The following is a 20,784-nucleotide window of genomic DNA, read 5'->3' as shown; positions in this document are numbered from 1 at the left end:
TTTCTGACCGAAAGCTCAGCTGGAGGGAGCCTGTTGCCGCTCCAGGTAGGTGTGCAAGGCCGTCACGAACACAGCCGTTCTCGTGACGCCGTGCTCCGTCGCGAGACGGTCGACGCCATGCTTGAGATCCTGATCGATCCAGAATGACTTGCGGACCTTCGCGGAGGGCGGCGCCAGGAACAGGATGGCCTCTCCAGCCTCAGCCCGCCCAATCAGTTCACGGAGGGCTTCCTCGTGCAGATCCCGAGGGTAGAGCCGCCTGTGGCCAGGCCCCCCCTCGCGATTACGTTGGTCCACGAGCTGCTGAATGGCTTCCGCAAAGCCTGCAGGCAAAGGAGCGTCCAGCTTGGCCATGTTAGCCGTTCTCTCGGTCAGCGGGCGCACCATGCTCGGTACCCAACAGGCTCCAATTCCCTTTGCGGGTCGCCACCCAGAGTGGATTCCCGCGGCGAGGATGCCCGAAAACGGCCGAATGAGCCAGAACGGCCGACAGAGGCCGAACGAACGCCAGCCCCTGCGAGGCCGTCGTCCGATCGCAGGAACTCCTCCGAGACCGGCGACCTCCTGGGGCGCTGGAAGGACCGCGATGCCTTCTGCTGAAGGTATTCCGTCTGACAGCTGCGGAGTGAAGCCGCGGATCCTCTGCCTCGATTGTCTCGAGAGATGCAACCAGCATGATGTTGGTGGCGCGCAGAGGCGATGTTGGCTGACAGCCATCTGCTCACCGGCTCAACATCGCTCAACCACCGAATCCGCGCTGATCGGCAGCGATTAATCCATCTTCGATGAAGTGTATCACTTGAATCTCTGCTGGTTGATTCTGGAAGAAGACGGGTCCGATCTTGCGAGAACGCAATATTGCCGGTGCAGAATCATCCGTCAGATCGAACACGCCAGGGTTGCATTTTCTTTCCTGTCTCGCCAAAAACGGGTTGCCGGAGCGCTCGCGCACCCATACGCTTACACCCCGTGAGGACAAAGCAGATTAGAGAATTGGGAAATCCTCTTTTCGATCTTGATACTGGCGGTGATGCGGCGGCGAGCGGTTCGGATGGTGATGAGGGCAGGTCTGTGATGTCGACGACCAAACCCGGGTTAGGTGACCAGCGGTACTCGACGGCACCGATCTACCGGCGCCCGCCGGAACGGCCCCGTGCCTGCCCGGCTGGAACGTCATCCTCTGTCGCAGTCCCCGCGGAGGCTCCCGCGCCTATTCGCCATGCCGCATGGTCGCTCGGCTCCGGCAGCCTTGATCAAGACCCGGCCGGGGCAAGGCTCCCCCCGTCAACCCGTGAGTTGCCGAGCGGCCCCGAATCATCCGATACCCCTCTCCTCCAAAAGGGAGAGCAGGCTGGGTGCCACAGTTCATGGCTGAGGGGGATGCGCGCGCGGCGATCGCCAATGGTGGCCGCATCGAGAACGTCATCGTCGTCACGCAGCGTGGATCAGACGGCCGGGCCGAATTCGTGCCTTACTTCGCCGCCTCCTGGCGGCGTGGCTACGTGGCCATTGGCCTGTGGGCCGGCCGGGGCACCCGTTCCTGGCGCGACCTTACCCGCCTGGTCGGCTTTGTTCGCGAGGAGCTGCACTACCCGGGCCCGATGGTCCTGCATGAGGCCGACGATCCCAAGCTCCGCAAGTACCGCACGCTGTTCGTGGCAGCGAGCGAGCCAGCGCCTTCGGATCGGCCTGACGGGGCATCCGACCGCTAGGCGCCATCCGCGCCTGGAGAGCGGCTCCAGCGTGCTGGCGCTACGGCGCCGAGCCTCTCGGTGAGTGTCGCGTTGACCATCGCGGCCGTGCTCGCCATGGCGCCGAGCTGCGCCCCGACGGTGGATCGCGGCACGCTGCTGGCCGTCATCGGCACAGAGAGCCGCTACCATCCCTTCGTCGTCGCGACGAACGTGAAGGGCCGCACCACCTCCTCGCGGCGTTTCAACTCGGCTGACGACGCTGTTGCAGCGGTCGAGGCCTTGCTGTCGAGTGGCATCGACAATATCGACATGGGCCTGGCGCAGATCAACTACCGTGCCGGCCATCTACAGCGTCTCGGCCTGCCGATCGCGGCGGCCTTTGATCCCTGTTCAGCCCTATCCGTGGCCGCCGATGTGCTGGTTGATTGCTGGACGCGCTTTGGCGACGACCGGCTGGAGGCGGCGCGGCTGGATGCCACGCTCTCCTGCTACAACACCGGCACGCCGACGCGCGGCCTGACCAACGGCTACGTTGGCAAGGTTCACACTGCCTACCAGACCAAGATCGTGCCCGCGCTCCGCCATCGCGATGCCGATGGCGCGACGGCGGTGCCGCCGCCTCGCCCTGATGCGCCCATCTCCGCACGCTCGCGCTGTGATGTGCCGGCGTGGGATGTCTGGGCACGCTGCCCGCAGCCGGATGCTGCGGAACCCCCGCCACCCGATCCTGAGCCGGCGGCGCCGGTCAGGCTGCGCGGCATCACCATGGAAGGTCCGAATGACGTCCCTCTTCGCCCATAAAGCGTTGGCCCGCGGGGCTGGCGCGCGGAACCGCACCCTTGGCGTCCTTTCCCTCGCGCTGCTGGCCGGGCTGCTTCTGCCGGATTTAGCCCTGGCCCAGGGCGGCGATCCCTTCACCCTGGGTGTTGAATGGGCACGCAGCACCTGGATCCGTGGCCTGGCCATGGCAGCAGTCGGCCTGATCGGCGTGATGCTGTTCCTGTGGCAGTTCCGCGGCGCCGCCATCCTTTGCGTGCTCGGTGGTGGCCTGGTGGTGGCCAACCTCGAGACCATCGTCGGCTGGATGGGCATCTGACATGGCTCGGGCCGAGGAGGTCGATCGCACGGAGGGAATGATCCCCTTGGGCGCCACCCGGCCGCCGCTGGTGCCCTGGATCGGTCTGCCCTTCTCGGCCTGTCTGCTGCTGGGACTGGTCTGCGTCGAACTGGCGATGTTCTGGGGTGGGCTGTCGGGCACCATCAGCGCCGCCGGCCTCTTTGTCGCCATCTGGGCGCCGCTGCGCTGGTGGGTGGAGCGCGACTGGTACGCGCTGGCGGTGATTGGCGTCTGGTTCCGCACCTCCAGCGCCGCCTTCGACGCGCCGCGCTGGGGTGGTGCGTCGATCGCGCATTTTCCGCTGAGCCGGCGGCACCGCCGGCAGGAGGTGAGGGGGCTGTGGCATGTTTGACGGCCTGGCCTCCGCGTTCTTCGAGCGGACCGCGACGGCCTATGCCGCGCATCACGGGCATATCGCGCCGGACGTGATGATGATGCGCGACGGCTCGCTCTGCGCCGTCATCGAGGTCGAGGGCTACCCCTTCGAACTCGCCGGCAATGCGGCGCTCAACACCGCCCACGCCGTCCGGGCCGAACTGCTGCGCAACATCGCCGAGCCGGAACTCACCATCTATGAACACCTGATCCAGCACGACAGTGTCCGCCCGTTGCCACCAACGCAGCATCGGACCTTCTACGGGGCGGCGCTGGCGCGGGACTACCAGGCCTGCCTGGCCGGGCTGCGCGGCACATCCTGGTTCCTGACCCTGATTGTCCGGCCGCGCGCGCCGCTGGTGCGCCGCCGCCGCAAGCCTGGGCGCGACCTCGGGCTCGATCGGCGTCTGTCCATGCTGCAGGACAAGACTCGTGCCGCCATGAGCGCCCTGGCTGGCTTCCAGCCGCGTCGGCTCGGCGTGCGGGAGGAGGGCGGCGTGCTGTTCAGCGAGATCGCCGAGGCGCACCGGATGGTGCTCTACGCGCGCTGGATGCCGGTGCCGCTGGTGGAGGGCGGGCAAATGGGTGCCGCGCTCTACAATGACCGCGTCACCTTCGCCGACAAGGGGTTCCGCGTCGAGATCCCGGCCCGGGACTATGCCGAATGCCCGCACGGGCTGATGCTGGGCTTCCGGATCTACCCGACCCGCTGGCGGGTCGGCATGTTCGACCAGCTGATCGGCCAGCCCTTCCGCTTCGTGCTGACCAATTCCTTCGGGTTCTTCGGCCGCACCAGCGCCAGCGACAAGATGGCGCTGCGCGCCCGCCATATGAGCAATGCCGGCGACCGCGCCGTGTCGCTCCGCCTGGAGCTGGACGAGGCGATGGACGCCGTCGACCGGGGCGAGCACGTGCTGGGCGAGCATCTCTGGTCCCTGGCCGTGCACGCCGACCGGCTGGCGGATCTGGAGGAATGGGGTGCCCGGGCCCGCAACGCCGTGACCGATGCCGGCGCCGTGGTGGCCACCGAGGATGCCGGGGTTGAGGGCGCCTTCTGGGCGCAGCTGCCCGGTTCGCCACACTATTTGCGCGGCCGGGCCGGTGGCCTGCCGAGCGTCGCCTTTGCCGCCATGTCTTCGATGCACGCGCATCCCCGGGGCGACGCCAGCCACCACTGGGGTAGGCCGCTCTACCGTGTCCGCACGGTCGGCAACACGCCCTACGAGGTGCCGTGGCACCTGCGTGATGTCGGCCACCGGCTGCGCTTCGGGCCGACCGGCTCCGGCAAGACGCTGGACATGGCCTTCGACGCCGTGATGCTGGATCCGCTGGTGGGCGGCCAGGGCGGCAGCCAGATCCTCTTCGACAAGGACGGCGCCAACGAGATCCTGGTGCGCGCCATGGGCGGGCCGGTGGCCCGGATCCGGCGTGGCCTGGACAGTGGTGCGGCGCCGCTGCGCGGCCTCGACAACACCGAGGCCAATCGCGCCTGGCTGCACGAATTCATCTCCGGCCTGATCATGGCTGATGGACGGGGTGCGCTGCGGCCCGACAGCAACCGCCGCCTCGACAAGGGCATCGCCTGGGTCATGCGCATGCCCGCCCCCATGCGCAGCCTGGCCGGGGTGCGCCAGTTCCTCGACCACGGGGATGCCCTGGGCGACGGGGCCCGTCTGGAGGTGTGGTGCCGCGGCAATGCGCGCGGCTGGGCCTTCGATGGCGAGGCGGATCGGCTTGACTTTGGCGCCCCCTTCGCCAGCGTCGATCCAACGGAGGTGCTGGAGGACGCGGCGGTGATGCCGCCGTTGGCCGCCTATCTGCTCTACCGCACCGGGCTGGTCGCTGATGGGCGTCGCGTCGTGGTGCATGCCGATGAGGGGCGGGCCTACATGCCGCCCATTGCCATGGTGAACGGCGCCCAGGAAATGCGCTTCGCGCGCGGCTTCGAGGATCTGGTGCTCACCGGCCGCAAGAAGGAGGTCTCGCTCGACCTCGCCATCCAGCAGCCGGAGCACATCCTGGAGCATCCGGTGGGGGCTTCGCTGATTGCCCAGGCCAAGACGCGGGTGCTCTACGCCAATCCGGATGCGCGCCGCGACAGCTATGTCGAGGGGCTGGGCTGCTCGCCGCGCATTCACCAGGCGGTCAGCCGCGACATGTTGGTCGGCCCACGCTCCAAGATCCTGATGCGGGAAAGCTACGCCGTGCGCTGCCTGATGGATCTCGGAGCGCTGCCCGAGCATCTGGCGGTGCTGTCCAGCCGTGCCGGCACCATCAGGCTGATGGCCGACACCATCGGCAACCATGGCCAGGACCCTTCGGTCTGGCTGCCGGTGTTCTGGCGGCGGCTGCGGGAAGGCACCCAGGCCGGTCCCTGAGATCAGCGGGCCATCATGAGAGTCGAGGCTGATCAGGCGAGCCCCGGCGATTGGACCACCACCTGGTGCTGACCTGACGGCGCCGGACGACAGCGGAGGGAGAACCCCATGAAGCGCATCCTGCTGGCCACGGTCGGCGCGACCTTCCTTGGCGCCGGATCTCCGCCCGCCAAGGCGCAATGGGTGGTCTGGGATCCCGGCAACGCCACCTACAACATCCTGCAGGCCGAGCGGCTGCTGACGCAGATCCGCGAGATGCAGATGCAATACCGCCAGCTGGTCGCGACCTACAACGCCATCAGCCACGCCACCAGCATCGGCGGGCTGACGGGCGCGGTGGGGGGCCTGTCCAGCTCCAACCTGCCGCTGCCGGGCGAGCTGATGGGCGCCATGCGCGGCGCCTCCACCCTGGGGCGGGCCGCCGGGCAGATCGATCTCGACCGCGTCTACATCCCGCCCACGGTGGATCAATGGACCCGCGAGATGACGCGACGGGAGACGGTCACCGCCAATGCCAAGGCGATGAGCGAGCAGGCGCTGGTGGACGCGCAGGCGCAGATGGCGTCGCTGGACCGCATGCAGGCGGAGATCGAGGCGCAGCCGGACGGCACCGCGGTGGCCGCGCATCAGGCGGGGATCGCCCTGGTGGGCCAGAAGCTAGCGCTGCAGCAGGTGCAGCTGCAGCAAACGCAGATGCTGCTGGAAGCGGACAACCGCGTGACGCAGCAACGCTATGAGCAGCAATGGCGGCAGGATGTGGACCGCCACGCCGAGGCCACCGCCGGCGCCCTGGGAGGCTGGTGATGCGCCGCCTCGCTCTGGCGATGCTCCTGCTCACCTCGACCGCCGCCATGGCGGCGGAGCACGACATCCCGTGGTTCCAGGCGCATCCGGCGGAGCGCGGCGCTTGGCTGAGGAAATGTCGCGACGATATGCGGCTAGGTCAGGATCCGGTCTGCGGCAATGCGCAGAAGGCCGAGGATCGCGAGCGCGCCAGGAAGATCGCACCATCCTCGCCCATTCCGGGCTTTGATCCGACGGAAAGCCCGCTGATGCGGGGTGCCATCCAGGATGCATGCAAGAAGCCAGAGAGCCAGCGCGGGATGTTTGGGCAGTACTGCGGCAGGATCTGAGCGGCCATGTACGAGCAATGGGTCACATATTTCGATGGCCTGACCATCCGGGCGATGGACAATGTCATCGCTGGTGGCATCGCGTTCACGCTGTCCTATCTGCGCGGCGCCATGATGCTGCTGGTGTTAATTGCAGCCGTCCTGATGTTGCGTGGCGACATGACGGTCAGCTGGGGTGTCCGCAAGATCATCCTGGGGCTCATCGTCCTCGCCCTCTTGCAAGTCGGAAACTACAACGCCGTCATTCGTGAGCCTTTCTGGATAACGATTCCAAACGGTATTGCATCAGCATTGAATGGTGGTCCTGTGAGTATCACAGCTGCCCAACGGTTCAACAGCATCGCTCAAGCGATCGAGCACGTCGTCGCTCTGGCGGATCAGCGTATTGGCAATCCGTTCTGGAATATCCGTGCTAGCATGTCGGTCAGCATCGTGCAGTTGTTCCTGCATCTCTTCCTGGCATTTGTGTTCGCGGTCTGGCAGGTCGCGCGCGTGGCCACCGCGCTGATCATCTCCGCCGGGCCGTTCCTGCTGATCGCTGCCTTGTTCGAGACGAGCCGGCAGTACGTCCTCGACTGGTTCGGCAAGCTGATCTCAGTCTCTGCCCTGACGCTGTATTCCTGGGTCATGACGGAGATTGCGCTGGCGGGTGGCATGACTTGGATCCAGCAGCGCTTCACCGCCGACAACGGCATGTCGGCGACCATTTCCGATCTTCTCAGCCTCTGTGCCTGGTTCTTCATCTGCTCCCTGATCATGGTCGGGCTGCCCATGCTGGCCTCGATCGGTGGCAGTGGTGGCGCAGGTGTCGCGACCAGCGTCGGCGCCGGGTTGGCTGGGGGCAAAGTCGCCAGCGGCGCGGCCGTGAGCGGCACGGCGTCGGCCGCCCGTATGGGCGCGGCCATCGGTGCCTCGATCAAGCGGAGCATGGGCCGTGGTGGCCGCTGAGACAGCAACAAGGACCCGATCCGTCATGATGTTCGCTTTCCGACCGCTGGTCCTGGTTCTGACCTTGGCCTGTGCCGCCCTGACTGGCTGCGCCCGGCTTGATGCGGCGCAGGAGGCACGGGCCTGCCAGGGCACGCCCTTCGTGCTGAATGCCGGCCTCTGGACGCCGGCGCCGGAGGATCTGCGATGAGCGCCTCGTCGGCACCCGAGGAAGCGGTGGCCGTCTTTCGGGCCAGTTCCACGGCGGCCGTGGTCAGTCCGGAGCAGGCCGCGGCGCATTACCAGCGCATCCTCCAGTCCCAGGCAGCTTCGCAGCGGCGCGACAACCGGCGCTCCCGCATGGCCATGGCCACGGGCATCAGCCAGATCGTCGTTTCCGTGGCCCTCGCCGGGGCCGTGGTCTTCCTGCTGGCGCGCGAGAAGACCCAGATCGTCTATGTCGCCTTCAACAGCGACGGCACCTTCCGCACCTCAGCCTCGGAGCGGGACCTGACCACCTCAGACCGCCGCGCCGCGATGTCGGCGACCCTTTGGCGCTATGTGGCGGCCCGCGAAGGCTACAGCTCGGCCGGGCATCCTGAGGCGCAGCAATTCGTCTACATCCTTTCGGACAAGGCGGTGGGCGACGCCTACCAGGCCAGCGTCGATCCCCGGAACGAGCAGAGCCCCTTCCGGGTCTATGGCACCCGGACCCAGGCGCAGATCGAACGCCGCACCGAGAATTTGTTCTGTATCCGCGACGCCGCCCTGGAAGGCTGCGGCGGTCGGGATCCCGACAGCTACAAGGTCTGGTTCACCCGCACCCAGCGCACCGAGGGTCAGCGCCCCCTCATCCGCAACTACTCGGCCACCATCCGCTTCCGGGCCGGGGTCAAGGTGCCGTCCTGGCAACTGGTCACCCACAATCCGCTCGGCCTGCAGGTCACCGAATATTCCATCACCGAGGAAGGAGCCATGCCATGAGCCGCAGGCCCGCTTTGGCCGCGGTGCTGGCCGGCCTCACGGCCATGCCAGCCTGGGCGGCGCAGGAACCATCGCCCTGCTCGGCCGGCGAAGACTCCCGCGTCCGCTGCATCACCGCGACGGAAGACCGGGTCGTGCTGCTGCGCATTCAGCCCGGCACCACCGCGCTGATCGAACTGCCGCCCGGCGAGCGGGTGGTCGGCACGCCGGCCTCGGACAACAGCCTGATGCTGGGCGCCCAGGCGCTGACCCGGACCGGCAGTGCTCAGGGCAATGCCACGACCGACGGCAATTTGTCGGTCGCGGTGCGCGGCAACACGGTGGCCCTCAAGCCGCATCGCGCGCTCGAGCCGCAGCCCTTCTTTGTACTGACCGAGCGCGACGGCCTGCCGCAGCAGCGCTACCGCTTTCAGCTGGAGACGGCGGACGCCAAGGAGGCCTTCTACAGCGTCCGCCTGCGCAACCTGGCCGCCGAGCAGGCGCGGCGCCAGGCGCGCTGGCAGGCACGCGCCGCCGCCCGCCAGCAGCAGGCGGCCGAGGCGGCGCTGCGCCAAGCCCAGGCTGCGCCCTGTGCCGCCACACCAGACGCGAATTTCCGCTGGGTCGGGATCGGTGATGCCCGGCTGGCGCCGGCGGAGATCTGCGATGACGGTCGGCAGATTTTTCTGCGCTTTCCCGGCGTCCAGCGCGTGCCCGCCATCACCACCGTGCTGCCCGATGGCACCCCGGCGGTGGCCAACAACACGATGAACCCGCAGGGCTGGGTGGTGGTGCATACCAACACGCCGCGGCTGATCCTGAGCGATGGCCAGGCGACCCTCTGCGTCGTCAACAAGGGCTATGACCCGGCAGGCCGCGGCACCGGCACCGTCTCGCCCGACGTGGTGCTGACGCCCAAGGCGGCGCAGTCGTGAGCGAAGCTGGGAATGCCCCGCCGGTCGGCCAGGGCCGCCGACCGATGGGCTTCGCCGGCAAGATCGGCATCGTCACGCTCTGCATCGGCGCCGCCTTCGCCGTCTGGCTGATCAATGGCGGTCCACAGGAGCGCCAGCCGCCGGCGCAGGATGTGGGCGCTGCCTCCGGCGAGGCCGGTGCACCAAGGCCTGTGTTCCGCATGCCGCCACCAGAGCCGGCTCTGACCGCGACCCCGGTGGTGCTGCCACCCCCCAGCATGACCCTGCAGCCATCAGCGCAGGCCGCACCCTCGTCGCCTGCGCGGCCAATCAAGCCCAGCCCGATCATGGCCTACGAGGCGCGCAGCCCAAGTGGCACTGATGATCACGCTACGCCAACTCTGCCGGTCGGGCAGGGAGGGTTGCTCGGAGGTGAGGAGGACGGGCTGGCTGCCCGGCTGCACGCCACCCGCACGGAGGGCGCGCGGGCCCGCCGGCTGCGCAACCCGCATCTGACGCTGACCCAGGGCAGCCTGATCGGCTGCATCCGGGAAACGCCGGTCAACACCCAGCTGCCAGGCTTTGTCCGCTGCCAGGTGCCGCAGCCGGTGATGTCCACCACCGGCACCACCGTGCTGCTGCCGGCCGGCACGCGGCTGGTCGGGCAGGTCAGGCAGGCGATGATGCAGGGGCAGAACCGCGCCTTCATTCTGTGGCAGCGGGCCGAGACGCCCGACAGTGTGGTGGTTGATCTGGCCAGCCCGGGCACTGATCCGATGGGCACGTCTGGCATCCCGGTGGAGGTGCACACCAATTTCTGGGCCCGTTTCGGCGGCGCGATCATGCTGTCCTTTATTGATGCCGGGCTGCAGGCGGCGGCGCAGACCGCCGCCAACGCCACCGAGGGCGACGGCACCCGCATCACCTTCAACACGGCGCGCAGCGGCGGCACCAACGCAGCCAGCCGCGCCCTCGACGCCACGGTGAACATCCCGCCCTACGGCACCTCGCCGGCCGGCGCGCAGGAGGCGGTGTTCGTCGCCCGCGACCTCGACTTCTCCGACGTCTACGAGCTGAGGCTGCGCTGATGCACCCGGCACTGCCCATGCTTGGCTACGCCATGGCGCCCCTCGCCGATCTGTTCCACGACCGCGCCACCCAGGACGTCGCCGTCAACGCGCCGGGCGAGGTCTGGTGGCGGCAGGGCGGTGGCTGGTCCGTGCGACAGCAGCCTGAGCTGGATTTCCAGACCTTGGAAAGTATCGCCATGCTGGCGGGCTCGCTGCGGGGGCAGGATGTCGATGAGCGCTCGCCGCTGCTCTCCACCGAGATGCCAGGACCGGCGGGGGAGGGTGGCCGGTCCTTGCTGCGGCTCCAGGCCATCCTGCCGCCGGCCGTGCCTGGCGGCAGCATCAGCCTGACCTGGCGGCGCCCAGGCAACACAGTGGCGCCGCTCGACACCCTTCCCGAGCGCTACCGGACCGAGGGCTGGAATGCCTGGGGCCAGCGCGGTGCCATCCGGCAGCGCCTCTCCGGCGAGCTGCTGGCCCTCTATGACCAGGGCGACACGGTGGGCTTTCTGACGCTGGCCATGCGCCGCAAGCTCAACATCTGGATGTGCGCGGCCACCGGCGGCGGCAAGACCGATTTGTTCAAGAGCCTGATGGCCGCGGTGCCGCTCGAGGAGCGCATCGTCACGGTGGAGGACAGCCAGGAGCTGATCCTCGCCCAGCCCAACGCCGTGCGCCTGCTCTACAGCCAGACCGGCGGCGCCGCCGGGGCGGCGGAGCTGATCGCTGCGGCTATGCGCATGCGCCCCGACCGGGTGCCGGTGCAGGAGATCCGCACCGGTGAGGCGGCCTGGGTCTATCTCGGCGGCATCCTCTCCGGCCATCCCGGCAGCCCCACCACCATCCACGGCCGCACGCCGCAGGAGGCGTTCCGACGCATGTTCAACTTCTGCAAGACCGCCGGCGGCAACAGCATGGCCGATGACAATCTGGCCGGCATGCTGGGCGACGCGGTGGACATCATCATCCCGCTGCGCAACGAGGCCGGGGTCTTCTCCATCAAGGAGGTCTGGTTCAAGGACGCGGTGCTGCGCGACGGCGGCACGCCGGCGGCGCTGCTGACGGAGCATGCGCTGTGACCCAGCTCGGCGCCCGCTGGGCCGGACTGGCCGTGGTCTTTGCCATCCTCTGGGCCATGGTCGCCTCGCTGGCCCTGATCGCCCTGCTGGGGATGTGGCAGGCCGCGGAAGCCCTGCCGCCGCACTACCTGCCGCTGCAGTGGTTCCTGATCGGCTGGCACTATTTCGACTATTACCGGGTGCCGCAGAGCCTGCTGATCTCAGCCGCGGGCGCCTCGGCCCTGATCGCCACGCTGGTCTGGCGCAGCCACCAGATCCTCACGCCGAAGCGGAAGCTGCATGGCGAGACGCGCTGGCTGACCCGCAAGGAGGGCGAGGCCGATGGGCTGGTCTGGTCCAAGGCCCCGCCCGGCGACGCCATCGTCCTGGGGCGGGACGGGCAGAACCTGGTCAGCCTGCCGGGCCAGGACCATGTGGCGCTCTATGCCCGCACCGGGGCTGGCAAGGGGGTCGGATTTGTGGTGCCCAACTGCCAGAACTGGGGCGGCTCGCTGGTCTGCTTCTCGGTCAAGCGCGACGTGGCCCAGGCGGCCGCGGCCGAGCGGCAACGGCTGGGCGACGAGGTCTTTCTATTTGACCTGATGAGCCATGACGGGCGGACGCATCGCTGGAATCCGCTCGGACAGGTGCGGCGCGGCACGCCGGAAGCCTTCAACGACATCCAGAAGGCGATGTTCCGCCTGGTGCCGGAAACCAAGGCGCAGAACCCGTTCTGGGACAATGCCGGACGGCGGCTGGCCGGCGCGGCGGCGCTGCTGCTGGCCGAGACGCCAAGCGAGCCGCTCACCGTGCAGGCGGTGCGGCGCCTGCTGGCGCGGCCGGACTGGGCGGAGAACTTCCAGGCCATGCTGCAGCGGGCGCGGGAGGAGGGACGGCCCTACCCGGTCGCGGCCGTCGACACGATCAGCGCCATCATCCGCCGCAAGGAGGATGAAAGCGCCGCCAGCGTCATCGAGACCACCACCACGGCGCTGGCGCTCTGGGAGATCCCGCGTGTCGCCGCCGGCACGGCGGAGAGCGACTTCGACCTTGGCGCCATCCGCACCCGCAAGATGAGCATCTTTGTGGTGGCGAGCCCGGACGACATCCGCCGGCTGCGCATCATCTACCAGATGTTCTTCAGTCAGTTTGTCGCTGCCAACACGCAGCAGGAGTTCGGCGAGGATCCGGCGCACCGGCATCGCGTGCTGGTCATGCTGGACGAATTCTGGGCGCTGGGCGAGGTCAGCGTGCTGGCCGATGCCGTGGCCTTTACCCGCAGCTACGGCTTTCGGCTGGCCTATGTCATCCAGTCGAAGAACCAGACCGTCACCTCCTTCGGCAAGGAAGGCTCGAAGAACCTGTTCCTCAACACCGGGGCGGAGCTGCTTTATGGCGGCTGCGACATCGAGGTGGCGGAGGAAGCCTCCAAGCGGATGGGCTTTGACACGGTCGAGGAGGTCACCCGCAGCCGGCCGCGCTACCTGGCCTGGTTCCAGAGCAACAAGCAGACCGAGAGCGAGGCCATGCGGCGGCGGGCGCTGATGCTGCCGCAGGAGATCAGCCGCATGAAGCGGGATCAGGTCGTGGTGCTGCGGCCAGGTATCATGCCGATGAGACTTCAGCGGATCCGTTGGTTCGAGGATCAGTGGTTCCGAGATCGAGGCGGTTCAACGCCCGAATGGCCTAACCTGGAGGTGGCTGTGGAGCGTGACACGGTCGAGGGCGGCATGATTGCTCAACAACCATGATCCAGCGGGCCTGCTTTGAGGAAAGAGACAGGGCCTGCAAGCTTGCGCTTCGTCGATCATGCCGGGGGCCGAAGCGGGTTCAGAACCTCCAAGCCCTCGAAGTCTTTCTCGTTGTCAGTCACCACCACGCAGCCATTCACCAAGGCGACAGCGGCAATGATCATGTCCATTGCGCTACGGGGACGTCCACGCCTCTTTCCTTCAGCCATGAGCTTTGCCCAAGCAAGCGCAGCTTTCTCATCAAACGATAGAACGCGATCCGCAAAGAGAGCTTGAGGACCTTCAGAGCCGGAGAACCACGTCTCCAGTTCGTGGCGGCGCTTGCCAGGTGGCTTTTCCAGAATGCCCCGGTGAATCTCGGCCACTGTAAGAGACGCAATGTAGAGATCCTGATCATTCTGCTCGGCCATCCAGATGAGCAAAGATTCTGAAGGCTTAGGCTTGACAATATTGCTGATAATATTGGTGTCGAGCAGGAACCGCGTCAAAAATTGACCTCGCGCGCCTCTTCATGAGGACGAGCCAAATCAAGATCAGAGTTCACGAGGGGAGATCGCCGAAGGGCCGACAGAATACCTCCCTTGGGAGGCGGTTCATGGGTGATGGATTGGCTGACCGTCATACGCAGCGCCAACGCTTCGGGAGTATCCTCGGCCAGGCGGCGTGCAAGCGATCGAATCAGATCGCGATCAGTGTCACGACCGAGCACTTCGAAGCGTGCCAGTCCACGCTCACCAAGACGAGACCGGTAGTTCTGGATGGCGCGGCGCTGAGCCTTGGTCATGTTGGCCTCCTAGCCTTTCCAGTTATATATCTGGTCATAGCATCTTCTCAAGATTGCGTAAGATTTTTCAGGCTGGGACAACGAGTTCGCCATTGGGAGGCACTCGCACGCTGATCCTGCGGTCTGCGATTCAGAAGGGTGCTGCAACCTTAACGGCGCTTATGGGGCCCTCGTCTTAAAAATTGCACTTTTCGTTGGGGAGTCTCAGCGCCTTGAGCATAGCCCTTCAAGGGCAGGGGTCGGGCTTTGCGCTCTACGCTCTTCGGCAGGGCTCTGCCTGGCTTGTCCTTCAGCCCTTCCACCTCCAAACCAGGTATCTCCAGCTTTGCTGCCTTTGCCCACAGCGTGGCCGGACCACCCGCCTGATAGTCGACAATGGCCTGATCCAGTTTGCGCATGATGGTCTCCTGGCTGAGCTCGGCATGCACCGGGCCGCCAAGTTTTGGGAAGTGTAACTGATGGACGGGGTTCCAGGCGTAGTCGCGCTGCACGCGGCTTCTGCGATCATCCACCGCGCTGAGCATCACCTCGTCCAGCGCCGCGCTGTAGGACATGCGGCCCTCCGCCACCTGCGGCGCCACCAGGCGCAGGGTCAACGCCTCCAGGCTGATTGCGGCAGGCTGTCGTGGCGCACCCCCGAGACGCTCGGCGGCCCGGCCCTGCACCTCCAGGTTCAGGCTCATCTGCCGCAACGCCGGTGCCAGGATCTCAGCCTGCCGGTTCTCCCGCGCCCGCTGCACAAGCCGCGTTTCCGGCAGCTCCGCCTTCTGCCGCGTCTGCCGCCGCCGCATGCCCTCTTGGAAGGTGTTGCGGGCCTTCTGCGAGAGGTCCTGGAACCGGCGGAGCAGCGCCAGCGCGCTGTCCTTCACCGGCGCGCGGCCAAAGTTCCGCTCCACATTGGCCCAGGCCGCATCCAGCGCCGCCTGGCCCGTGAGCTTCGGCGCGTTCACCGGCCGGTGCTCCTCGACCTCGCGTGCCTCGGCGCCGAGGCTGCCAACGATGTGGCTGGCCACGCGATGCCGGCTGGCACCGACATGGGCGGCGTAGAGGGTGACGCCGCGGCTGCCCGCCGGCATGGCCAGGATGTGCTCGTCGCTGGTGATCCCCTGGGCGGTGTTGATCGTCAGCACATCGCCATAGGTCAGCCGGATCTGCCCGCTGCGGCGGTCGCGAAAGCCCTTCCAGGGCACAAAGCCTTCCTTGCCGTCGCGCGTCACCAGCCTGAGCCCGTCCGGCCGCACCTCGCGCACAGTGAGGACGGAGCCGTTCTCGCCCATCATGGTGTCGCGACCGGCCCCGGCGCGGCTGGTGCGCTGGAACAGCCGCACCCGGTCCCCCTCTGCCAGCGGCAGGGCGTAGCTGGCGCCGGTGGCATCGCTGGCCTCGATCGTCAGGCGGTCCGGACCAAGCTGGCCTGACGCCCGGCGCACCTCGCGGATGGCACGGCTGACCGCCAGCGCGTCCTGGTTGGTCGGCGCCGACACCGTGACGCTGTAGCGCGGATCCTGCTGGTTGGCCGCCACGCGCTCGCCCCACAGCGCCGCGGCGCGCCGCACCGCCGCCTCGTAGCCGCCCTGGACCAGCTCCGCCTGGCCCTCGGCCCGCTTGGCGGCCAGCGCCTCACCGATCCGGCCGTCGCGGAACATCCCGACGATCGCGCGCTCGCGATCGGTCGCCTGCCGCACGGTGGACAGCACCTCCGGAATGGCTTCGGGGCCGAGCGCCTGGCGCAGCAGCGCGATGGTGGGCCCGGCCTCGATCGCCTGGCATTGCCGGTCATCGCCCACCGCCACCAGCTTGAAGCCGAGTTGCGCCTGCTGCCGCAGCAGCTGCAGCATCTGCCGGGTGCCGATCTGGCCCAGCTCGTCGAGCGCTACCACCGAGCTTGGCCCGAAATCCTGCGGCCGCCGCCCCATCCGATCCAGCAGCGGCTCCAGCGCCAGGGTGCGCGCGCCGCTGATCCCGGCCTCCTGCAGCGCATTGGCCTGCCGCCAGGCCAGCGCGGTGCCCCAGACCTCGCGCCCCTGGCCGTTCCACCCCTCCACCAGCGGCGCCAGGATGGTGGTCTTGCCAACTCCCGCACCGCCGACCACCACGGCGAACTTGTTCCCCGCCCCTAGCGCCTCGGCGGCGCGTTGCTGCTCCTCGGTCAGGGGCGTGCCGCGTGCGGCGGCGGCTTGCGCCAGGCGGGCAGGGGCCAGCGCTGCGTCCGGCTGCGCCCGTGCGGTGCGGGCCAAGGCGATCAGCTCCGCCTCCTGGTCGCGATGCAGTGCCGTGGTCACCTGCACCCGCTCGGGCCGGCTGGACACGCCCGGACGAAACAACAGGGCGGTCCGCTGCCCATCCTGCCGCACGCCACCCTCGGCCATGGCGCGGGTCACCGCCGACAGGTCGTCCAGCGTTTCCATGCCGCCGGCGATCAGCCCGCGCGCCGCCGCCAGCCGTAGGTCGCTGCCGGTGACCACCGCGCGCTGCGCCAGCATGCTCTCCAGCACCGGCGTCGCCCCGGCGAGGGCATCCTCGACCCGCTGCTGCTGGCTGCGTTCCGGCGCCGGCGGCCCCATCCGCACGGCGCTGCCGGAATACTGCCAGCCGAGCTCGGCGGTCTGCGCCCGCCAGGCGGCGAGATCGGCCAGGTCGTCGCCCTTGCCGAAACGGCCTTCCTTGATCGCGGCCTTGAGCATGGCGATCCGCTGCTCCGGGCGCATCGCCGCCCAGGCTTCGGCGCTGTAGCCGTGGCGCAGCGCCCACTCCTCGGCGGATCGCTCGCCATTGACCGTGCGCTTGCTGAATGCCCGGCAGATTTCCTCCGGGATGGCGGCGAGGCGCAGCGCCTGGGTGCGCTCGTCGAGTTCCACCGCCATGCCGAGGCGGCGCAGGTTCCGCCCCAGCAGTGCCTGGTAGACCGCGCCGAACTCATGCACCCGCCCGGCGATGCGGGTGGTGTCGATGCTCATCGCCCTTCCGCTGCGGGTCAGCACCAGGTTCGGCACGATGGTGTGGGTGTGCAGCTGCGGATCACCGGCCACCGGCACGCTGTAGATCTCGGTGGCCTGCACGCCGGTAGTCGGATCCGCCCGGCTGATCTCGACGGTGGGCCGGCTGGTGAAGTGGTCGATGGAGACAAAGCCGAGCCGGCCGCTCTCCTCGGCCTTGCCGCTGCGGCCATGCCCGAAGGTGGCGCGGGCCACCTCCTGCTCAACATAGCCGAGCGCCTCCCGCACCGCGTCCTTGTGCGCCTGGTAGATGGATTGGCGCTCGGCCTCGGTTCCAGCGGCCATCCAGGCTACCGAGACGCTCTTGGGCGCCGAGAAGGTCAGGTCGATCCAGGCGATGCGGCTGCGCTCGCCCCCACCCTCCGCCTGACCCGCCCGGTTCCGGTAAGTCCGCAGGTCCCGCTGGTGACCCGGCATGGCGCCGCCATCGGCGCGCAGCCCACCCAGGATGTTGCCCAGCTCCGCGGCGGTCAGCGGCCGGCTGGCATCGATCCCCAGTGCCCTGGCCATCTCCGGCGCCATCACCGGCGAGGGGCGGGGGGTGCTGCCCAGCCCCTCAGAACGCTCCGGGTCTAAGGAACTCTCCCGACCGTAGTAGTCAGCCAGCGCCTGCTGCGCCGGATCGATCGTGCGCTCCAGCAGATGCGCGGTGTAGGCCGCCGCCTGGGCGACGCCGCCGGGCGCACCGGCCCGGAAGGTCATCATGCCGGCGGGCCTGCACCCTCCTCGGCAGGAGAGACCGGCAACTGCCGCAGCAGCGCGGTGACCGCCGCGGTGTTGCCGTCCACCGCCTCCGCCAGGCGCCGCAACTCCGGGCCGAGATCGCTGGCCGGGCCCTCCGCCGAGGCCGCCTGGGAGAGCAGGCGCAGCTCCTCGATGACAGTGCCGAGCAGCGGCGCCAACTCGCCGATGGCCCGCACCAGATTGTCCTGGCCGGCCTCCAGGGCGCTCACCTGGTCCCGCAGCGCCCCCAGTTCCTGGCTCAGTCGTGTCGCGTCCATGTCCGCTTTCGTCCCGCTCCTGTCCCAGCACTGCCAGCGGCGGTGCAATGGTCTGTAGGGATATTGCCGCTCCAGCCCTTTCCCGTCTGGGTAGCGTCTGTGTCCCGTCACCACAACCTCAATGCCAACAACTTTGCACAATCCTATCTGTGCAACTGTCCCACGTGTGTCTCTTGGCAGGATGCACAACCGCAGGTACGATTCCGCTGATGTTGCAGAGCTGTCGGCCGTGACTGATCCGATCCTGGCGCGGATCCAGGCTGCCCGGGCTGAGGGTCCTCGCCGCTCACCCTTGGCGAACTGGCTGCTCCGCCATCGCGAGGCGTTCGCCCGTATCCTGAGGGAAGGTGGGGTGAACTGGGAGCGCTTCGGGGCGGTGTTCGTCGAGGAGGGCTTGCTGCCGCGCCCGGAGCATTTCGACGCGCCGGGGCCGGAGGGGCACAAGGCCCGTCGCCGGGTGGCGGAGACGGCGCGCAAGGCCTGGGCGCGGGCTCAGCTCGACCGCGGTGCCATGGCGGCAAGGCCCAGCCCGGAGGCGGTTGCTGCGCCGCCCGCGCCGGTGGCGCTGCCGACCGCATACCCCGCGGGGGAGAGTTCGAGCAAGGCGCAGGACCGGCTGGCGCGGCTGAAGCGGCAAACCCTCGACCGCAGTGGAAGGAAAGCATGACATGGTGACGCGCAAGACCGCCCTGGCGGTTCCGACCCCGGCTGTGGGCGGCGTTCCGGAGATGCAGCCCAGGCTGGTGGTGCGTCTGGGCCGCGGCCGGACCGGCGGCACCACCGGCCTCGACTGGATGGTGCAGCGGGCGCGACGGGAAGGGCGCGATCCCATCATCGCCGACGCCGCGCGCAACCCGACCCTGTCGCGGCTCTACCCGGGCGAGGCGCTGACGCCGTCCTCCACCGATGTGGTGGAGGTCAAGGACTGGCTGACCTCGGTGCTGGACCGCATGCTGACCGAGCGCCGCTCGGCGGTGCTCGATCTCGGTGGCGGCCAGGACAGCACCCTGGCCGAGTATGTGCGCGACCTGGATCTGCTGGCGTTCTGCCACGACGTCGGCGTGCTGCCGGTCGCGGTCTACTTCCTGGGTCCGGAGGCGGATGATTTCGCCCACGCGCATGCGATCTGGCGCGAAGGCTACTTCAACACGCCGCAGACGCTGCTGGTGCTGAACGAGGGCGTGCTGAAGCGCGGCCAGAACCCGGCCGGTGCCTTTCAGGGCATCCAGGCCGATCCCGACTTCATCGCCTGGGTCGAGGCGGGAGCGGTCCCGGTCTACATGCGCTCGCTGGCGCCGCTGGACGCCATGCGGGAGCTGTTGCTGAACTTCGAGGCTGCCATGGCCGACCGGCCGGGCCGAGGCGACGGCAAGCTGGGTCCCACCCGCGCCTGGCAGGTCAAGAGCTGGAATGCCGCGCTGCAGGCCGAGATGCGGGAGGTCGGTGCCTGGCTGCCGTGAGGCCGGAGGCGACGGGCCGAGCGACGTTGGCCGTGGACCCGCAGAGGGCGGACACCAGCGCGGCGGCCGAGGTCGAGCAGGCCTGCGCCAGGATGGGCATGGAACCGGAGGAGCCGCTGCGGCTGCTGCTGACCAGCTCGGCGCGCGCGCAGGACAGGCTGCGTCAGGAGATGGACCGCATCGGCCAGGATGCGGCGCGGCGGGCGGCGGATGCCGCACTCCGGGAGGTGCGAGATGGTATGCGCCGGGCGGCGCACGAGCTCAGCCTGACCCGCAAGGTGCTGTACGGCGCGGTGCCCGTTCTGGCGCTGCTGGTGGGGTTTGTCGCCGGATGGCGCATGCCGGTGCAGACCGATCTCGGGCCGCTGTCGCGCGACGCTGTCGCCGCGTTCAGGAGCAATGACCTGGATGCGGCGTACCGGGCCTGTGTCGATCAGCCGCCGCAGGAGGGCCGGCGCTGGTGTCAGTTGCCGCTCTGGCGCGCAGGCGGGACACCCGATCCGCCCTGACAGCAACCGAAGTTCATCGCCTCCTCCGGGCTAGGCCAATGGTGCGGACGAACCACGCCATGCGGTGCTTCTGGGCGGCAAAGTATATGCTCGATGCCGGAGCGGATCCGGAAGGACGCGCCGGCTGACCAAGAGACTGGATTGATGCGCGGCGTGCGGGTCCTGAAGTCCTGCCAATGCTATGATGGCCCTATGACCGACCCTGTTTCCTCCTCCCGTTCCTCACCGACCTTCACGGCCGCGGAGCGGAACCTGATCCGGCGGGAACTGGGGGTACGGTTTGGCACCTCGCCGCGCCTGGCCGACGGTATCCATCTGCGGACATGGCGCGGCGGACCGCAGGCGGGGCAGCCGAAGCTGCCGGTGGCGGTGCAGAGCATGGTGGAGCGCGGCCTGATGATGGTCCGGCCGGGACCAGGGCCGTTCGCGCGGGCTTTCTTCACGGAAGCTGGTCTGGCCACCCTACGGCGCCTTGCCGGAGAGCGCCGGGGCCTGGATCCGGTGCAGTACGCGCATGTCCGGCAGGAATTGGGTTTGGAAAAGCTGAACACCGAGGATGCCAACGCGAGGGGCTAGAGCTGCATCATCGATTGGCCTGCTGCATCCTGCTGCCTGTTTGATAAAGCCGAACCGCTGATATTCCCTACGCCTCGC

The 20,784-nt window shown here is 68.3% G+C and carries 24 protein-coding genes; 18 read left to right on the top strand and 6 right to left on the bottom strand.

Annotated elements, in window-relative coordinates:
- Positions 1 to 15 precede the first annotated feature (15 nt).
- Positions 16 to 354, bottom strand: a complete 339-nt coding sequence (locus CR162_RS18465; protein ID WP_141563226.1) for a hypothetical protein — start codon at positions 352 to 354, stop codon at positions 16 to 18.
- A gap of 385 nt (positions 355 to 739) precedes the next feature.
- Complete coding sequence (locus tag CR162_RS22505) at positions 740 to 952, bottom strand: hypothetical protein (protein WP_176559914.1); 213 nt, start codon at positions 950 to 952, stop codon at positions 740 to 742.
- Positions 953 to 1,355: 403 nt separating this feature from the next.
- Between CR162_RS22505 and CR162_RS18460 the strand changes: the two genes are divergently transcribed.
- From CR162_RS18460 to CR162_RS18400, 14 genes are all read left to right on the top strand, one after another.
- Complete coding sequence (locus CR162_RS18460) at positions 1,356 to 1,712, top strand: hypothetical protein (protein ID WP_141563225.1); 357 nt, start codon at positions 1,356 to 1,358, stop codon at positions 1,710 to 1,712.
- Between the two features lie 72 nt (positions 1,713 to 1,784).
- Positions 1,785 to 2,495, top strand: a complete 711-nt coding sequence (locus tag CR162_RS18455) for a transglycosylase SLT domain-containing protein (protein ID WP_099097002.1) — start codon at positions 1,785 to 1,787, stop codon at positions 2,493 to 2,495.
- Positions 2,473 to 2,790, top strand: coding sequence for a hypothetical protein (locus CR162_RS18450; RefSeq protein WP_141563224.1), 318 nt, complete (start codon positions 2,473 to 2,475; stop codon positions 2,788 to 2,790). The genes CR162_RS18455 and CR162_RS18450 overlap by 23 nt, the downstream gene beginning before the upstream one ends.
- A gap of 1 nt (position 2,791) precedes the next feature.
- A complete protein-coding gene (locus CR162_RS18445; RefSeq protein WP_099097000.1) occupies positions 2,792 to 3,163 on the top strand; it encodes a VirB3 family type IV secretion system protein in 372 nt (123 codons plus the stop codon).
- Positions 3,156 to 5,564 (top strand): VirB4 family type IV secretion/conjugal transfer ATPase, encoded by a 2,409-nt coding sequence (locus CR162_RS18440; protein ID WP_099096999.1) that lies wholly within the window; start codon positions 3,156 to 3,158, stop codon positions 5,562 to 5,564. The genes CR162_RS18445 and CR162_RS18440 overlap by 8 nt, the downstream gene beginning before the upstream one ends.
- A gap of 108 nt (positions 5,565 to 5,672) precedes the next feature.
- On the top strand, positions 5,673 to 6,368 hold the full coding sequence (locus tag CR162_RS18435; RefSeq protein WP_099096998.1) for a type IV secretion system protein: 696 nt from the start codon (positions 5,673 to 5,675) through the stop codon (positions 6,366 to 6,368).
- The gene (locus tag CR162_RS18430; RefSeq protein ID WP_099096997.1) at positions 6,368 to 6,697 is read left to right on the top strand and encodes an EexN family lipoprotein; all 330 of its coding nucleotides are present in this window, start codon (positions 6,368 to 6,370) and stop codon (positions 6,695 to 6,697) included. Before CR162_RS18435 ends, CR162_RS18430 begins: the two co-directional genes overlap by 1 nt.
- 6 nt (positions 6,698 to 6,703) lie before the next feature.
- Positions 6,704 to 7,645, top strand: coding sequence for a type IV secretion system protein (locus CR162_RS18425; RefSeq protein ID WP_099096996.1), 942 nt, complete (start codon positions 6,704 to 6,706; stop codon positions 7,643 to 7,645).
- A 25-nt stretch (positions 7,646 to 7,670) separates the two neighbouring features.
- Positions 7,671 to 7,835 (top strand): type IV secretion system lipoprotein VirB7, encoded by a 165-nt coding sequence (locus CR162_RS23270; protein ID WP_176559913.1) that lies wholly within the window; start codon positions 7,671 to 7,673, stop codon positions 7,833 to 7,835.
- Positions 7,832 to 8,608, top strand: a complete 777-nt coding sequence (locus CR162_RS18420; protein WP_099096995.1) for a VirB8/TrbF family protein — start codon at positions 7,832 to 7,834, stop codon at positions 8,606 to 8,608. The genes CR162_RS23270 and CR162_RS18420 overlap by 4 nt, the downstream gene beginning before the upstream one ends.
- Positions 8,605 to 9,522, top strand: a complete 918-nt coding sequence (locus CR162_RS18415) for a TrbG/VirB9 family P-type conjugative transfer protein (protein ID WP_099096994.1) — start codon at positions 8,605 to 8,607, stop codon at positions 9,520 to 9,522. Before CR162_RS18420 ends, CR162_RS18415 begins: the two co-directional genes overlap by 4 nt.
- Complete coding sequence (locus tag CR162_RS18410; protein WP_141563223.1) at positions 9,519 to 10,589, top strand: TrbI/VirB10 family protein; 1,071 nt, start codon at positions 9,519 to 9,521, stop codon at positions 10,587 to 10,589. The genes CR162_RS18415 and CR162_RS18410 overlap by 4 nt, the downstream gene beginning before the upstream one ends.
- On the top strand, positions 10,589 to 11,650 hold the full coding sequence (locus CR162_RS18405; protein ID WP_099096992.1) for an ATPase, T2SS/T4P/T4SS family: 1,062 nt from the start codon (positions 10,589 to 10,591) through the stop codon (positions 11,648 to 11,650). The genes CR162_RS18410 and CR162_RS18405 overlap by 1 nt, the downstream gene beginning before the upstream one ends.
- Positions 11,647 to 13,380 (top strand): type IV secretory system conjugative DNA transfer family protein, encoded by a 1,734-nt coding sequence (locus tag CR162_RS18400; protein ID WP_099096991.1) that lies wholly within the window; start codon positions 11,647 to 11,649, stop codon positions 13,378 to 13,380. Before CR162_RS18405 ends, CR162_RS18400 begins: the two co-directional genes overlap by 4 nt.
- A 56-nt stretch (positions 13,381 to 13,436) precedes the next feature.
- Here the strand turns inward: CR162_RS18400 and CR162_RS18395 are convergent, their stop codons facing one another.
- The 4 genes from CR162_RS18395 to CR162_RS18380 all read right to left on the bottom strand — a co-directional run bounded on the left by CR162_RS18395 (position 13,437) and on the right by CR162_RS18380 (position 18,161).
- Positions 13,437 to 13,868, bottom strand: coding sequence for a type II toxin-antitoxin system VapC family toxin (locus tag CR162_RS18395; RefSeq protein ID WP_099096990.1), 432 nt, complete (start codon positions 13,866 to 13,868; stop codon positions 13,437 to 13,439).
- Positions 13,865 to 14,164: a hypothetical protein gene (locus CR162_RS18390; protein ID WP_099096989.1), complete on the bottom strand. Its 300-nt coding sequence runs from the start codon at positions 14,162 to 14,164 to the stop codon at positions 13,865 to 13,867. Before CR162_RS18390 ends, CR162_RS18395 begins: the two co-directional genes overlap by 4 nt.
- A 149-nt stretch (positions 14,165 to 14,313) precedes the next feature.
- The gene (gene mobF / locus CR162_RS18385; protein ID WP_099096988.1) at positions 14,314 to 17,865 is read right to left on the bottom strand and encodes a MobF family relaxase; all 3,552 of its coding nucleotides are present in this window, start codon (positions 17,863 to 17,865) and stop codon (positions 14,314 to 14,316) included.
- On the bottom strand, positions 17,862 to 18,161 hold the full coding sequence (locus tag CR162_RS18380) for a hypothetical protein (RefSeq protein ID WP_099096987.1): 300 nt from the start codon (positions 18,159 to 18,161) through the stop codon (positions 17,862 to 17,864). The genes mobF and CR162_RS18380 overlap by 4 nt, the downstream gene beginning before the upstream one ends.
- 292 nt (positions 18,162 to 18,453) lie before the next feature.
- Between CR162_RS18380 and CR162_RS18375 the strand changes: the two genes are divergently transcribed.
- The 4 genes from CR162_RS18375 to CR162_RS18360 all read left to right on the top strand — a co-directional run bounded on the left by CR162_RS18375 (position 18,454) and on the right by CR162_RS18360 (position 20,706).
- Entirely contained in the window at positions 18,454 to 18,828 is a 375-nt protein-coding gene (locus tag CR162_RS18375; protein WP_099096986.1) for a hypothetical protein, read from the top strand.
- Position 18,829: 1 nt separating this feature from the next.
- Positions 18,830 to 19,621 carry a hypothetical protein gene (locus tag CR162_RS18370; RefSeq protein ID WP_099096985.1) on the top strand — a complete coding sequence of 264 codons (792 nt, stop codon included), beginning with the start codon at positions 18,830 to 18,832 and terminating at the stop codon, positions 19,619 to 19,621.
- A 98-nt stretch (positions 19,622 to 19,719) separates the two neighbouring features.
- Positions 19,720 to 20,130: a hypothetical protein gene (locus CR162_RS18365; RefSeq protein WP_141563222.1), complete on the top strand. Its 411-nt coding sequence runs from the start codon at positions 19,720 to 19,722 to the stop codon at positions 20,128 to 20,130.
- A gap of 192 nt (positions 20,131 to 20,322) precedes the next feature.
- Complete coding sequence (locus CR162_RS18360; protein WP_141563221.1) at positions 20,323 to 20,706, top strand: hypothetical protein; 384 nt, start codon at positions 20,323 to 20,325, stop codon at positions 20,704 to 20,706.
- Positions 20,707 to 20,784: the final 78 nt, after the last annotated feature.

This window comes from Teichococcus rhizosphaerae (genome assembly GCF_002631185.1).
In the GTDB taxonomy this organism is placed as follows: domain Bacteria; phylum Pseudomonadota; class Alphaproteobacteria; order Acetobacterales; family Acetobacteraceae; genus Pseudoroseomonas; species Pseudoroseomonas rhizosphaerae.
This window is presented reverse-complemented; position numbering and strand designations above follow the sequence as displayed.

Bases quoted from the DNA above. Each gene is read 5' to 3' on its own strand.
- CR162_RS18465 (WP_141563226.1), bottom strand. From the start codon at position 354: ATGGCCAAGCTGGACGCTCCTTTGCCTGCAGGCTTTGCGGAAGCCATT.
- CR162_RS18450 (WP_141563224.1), top strand. From the start codon at position 2,473: ATGACGTCCCTCTTCGCCCATAAAGCGTTGGCCCGCGGGGCTGGCGCG.
- CR162_RS18445 (WP_099097000.1), top strand. From the start codon at position 2,792: ATGGCTCGGGCCGAGGAGGTCGATCGCACGGAGGGAATGATCCCCTTG.
- CR162_RS18440 (WP_099096999.1), top strand. From the start codon at position 3,156: ATGTTTGACGGCCTGGCCTCCGCGTTCTTCGAGCGGACCGCGACGGCC.
- CR162_RS18435 (WP_099096998.1), top strand. From the start codon at position 5,673: ATGAAGCGCATCCTGCTGGCCACGGTCGGCGCGACCTTCCTTGGCGCC.
- CR162_RS18430 (WP_099096997.1), top strand. From the start codon at position 6,368: ATGCGCCGCCTCGCTCTGGCGATGCTCCTGCTCACCTCGACCGCCGCC.
- CR162_RS18425 (WP_099096996.1), top strand. From the start codon at position 6,704: ATGTACGAGCAATGGGTCACATATTTCGATGGCCTGACCATCCGGGCG.
- CR162_RS23270 (WP_176559913.1), top strand. From the start codon at position 7,671: ATGATGTTCGCTTTCCGACCGCTGGTCCTGGTTCTGACCTTGGCCTGT.
- CR162_RS18420 (WP_099096995.1), top strand. From the start codon at position 7,832: ATGAGCGCCTCGTCGGCACCCGAGGAAGCGGTGGCCGTCTTTCGGGCC.
- CR162_RS18415 (WP_099096994.1), top strand. From the start codon at position 8,605: ATGAGCCGCAGGCCCGCTTTGGCCGCGGTGCTGGCCGGCCTCACGGCC.
- CR162_RS18405 (WP_099096992.1), top strand. From the start codon at position 10,589: ATGCACCCGGCACTGCCCATGCTTGGCTACGCCATGGCGCCCCTCGCC.
- CR162_RS18390 (WP_099096989.1), bottom strand. From the start codon at position 14,164: ATGACCAAGGCTCAGCGCCGCGCCATCCAGAACTACCGGTCTCGTCTT.
- mobF (WP_099096988.1), bottom strand. From the start codon at position 17,865: ATGATGACCTTCCGGGCCGGTGCGCCCGGCGGCGTCGCCCAGGCGGCG.
- CR162_RS18380 (WP_099096987.1), bottom strand. From the start codon at position 18,161: ATGGACGCGACACGACTGAGCCAGGAACTGGGGGCGCTGCGGGACCAG.
- CR162_RS18370 (WP_099096985.1), top strand. From the start codon at position 18,830: ATGGTGACGCGCAAGACCGCCCTGGCGGTTCCGACCCCGGCTGTGGGC.
- CR162_RS18365 (WP_141563222.1), top strand. From the start codon at position 19,720: ATGGAACCGGAGGAGCCGCTGCGGCTGCTGCTGACCAGCTCGGCGCGC.
- CR162_RS18360 (WP_141563221.1), top strand. From the start codon at position 20,323: ATGACCGACCCTGTTTCCTCCTCCCGTTCCTCACCGACCTTCACGGCC.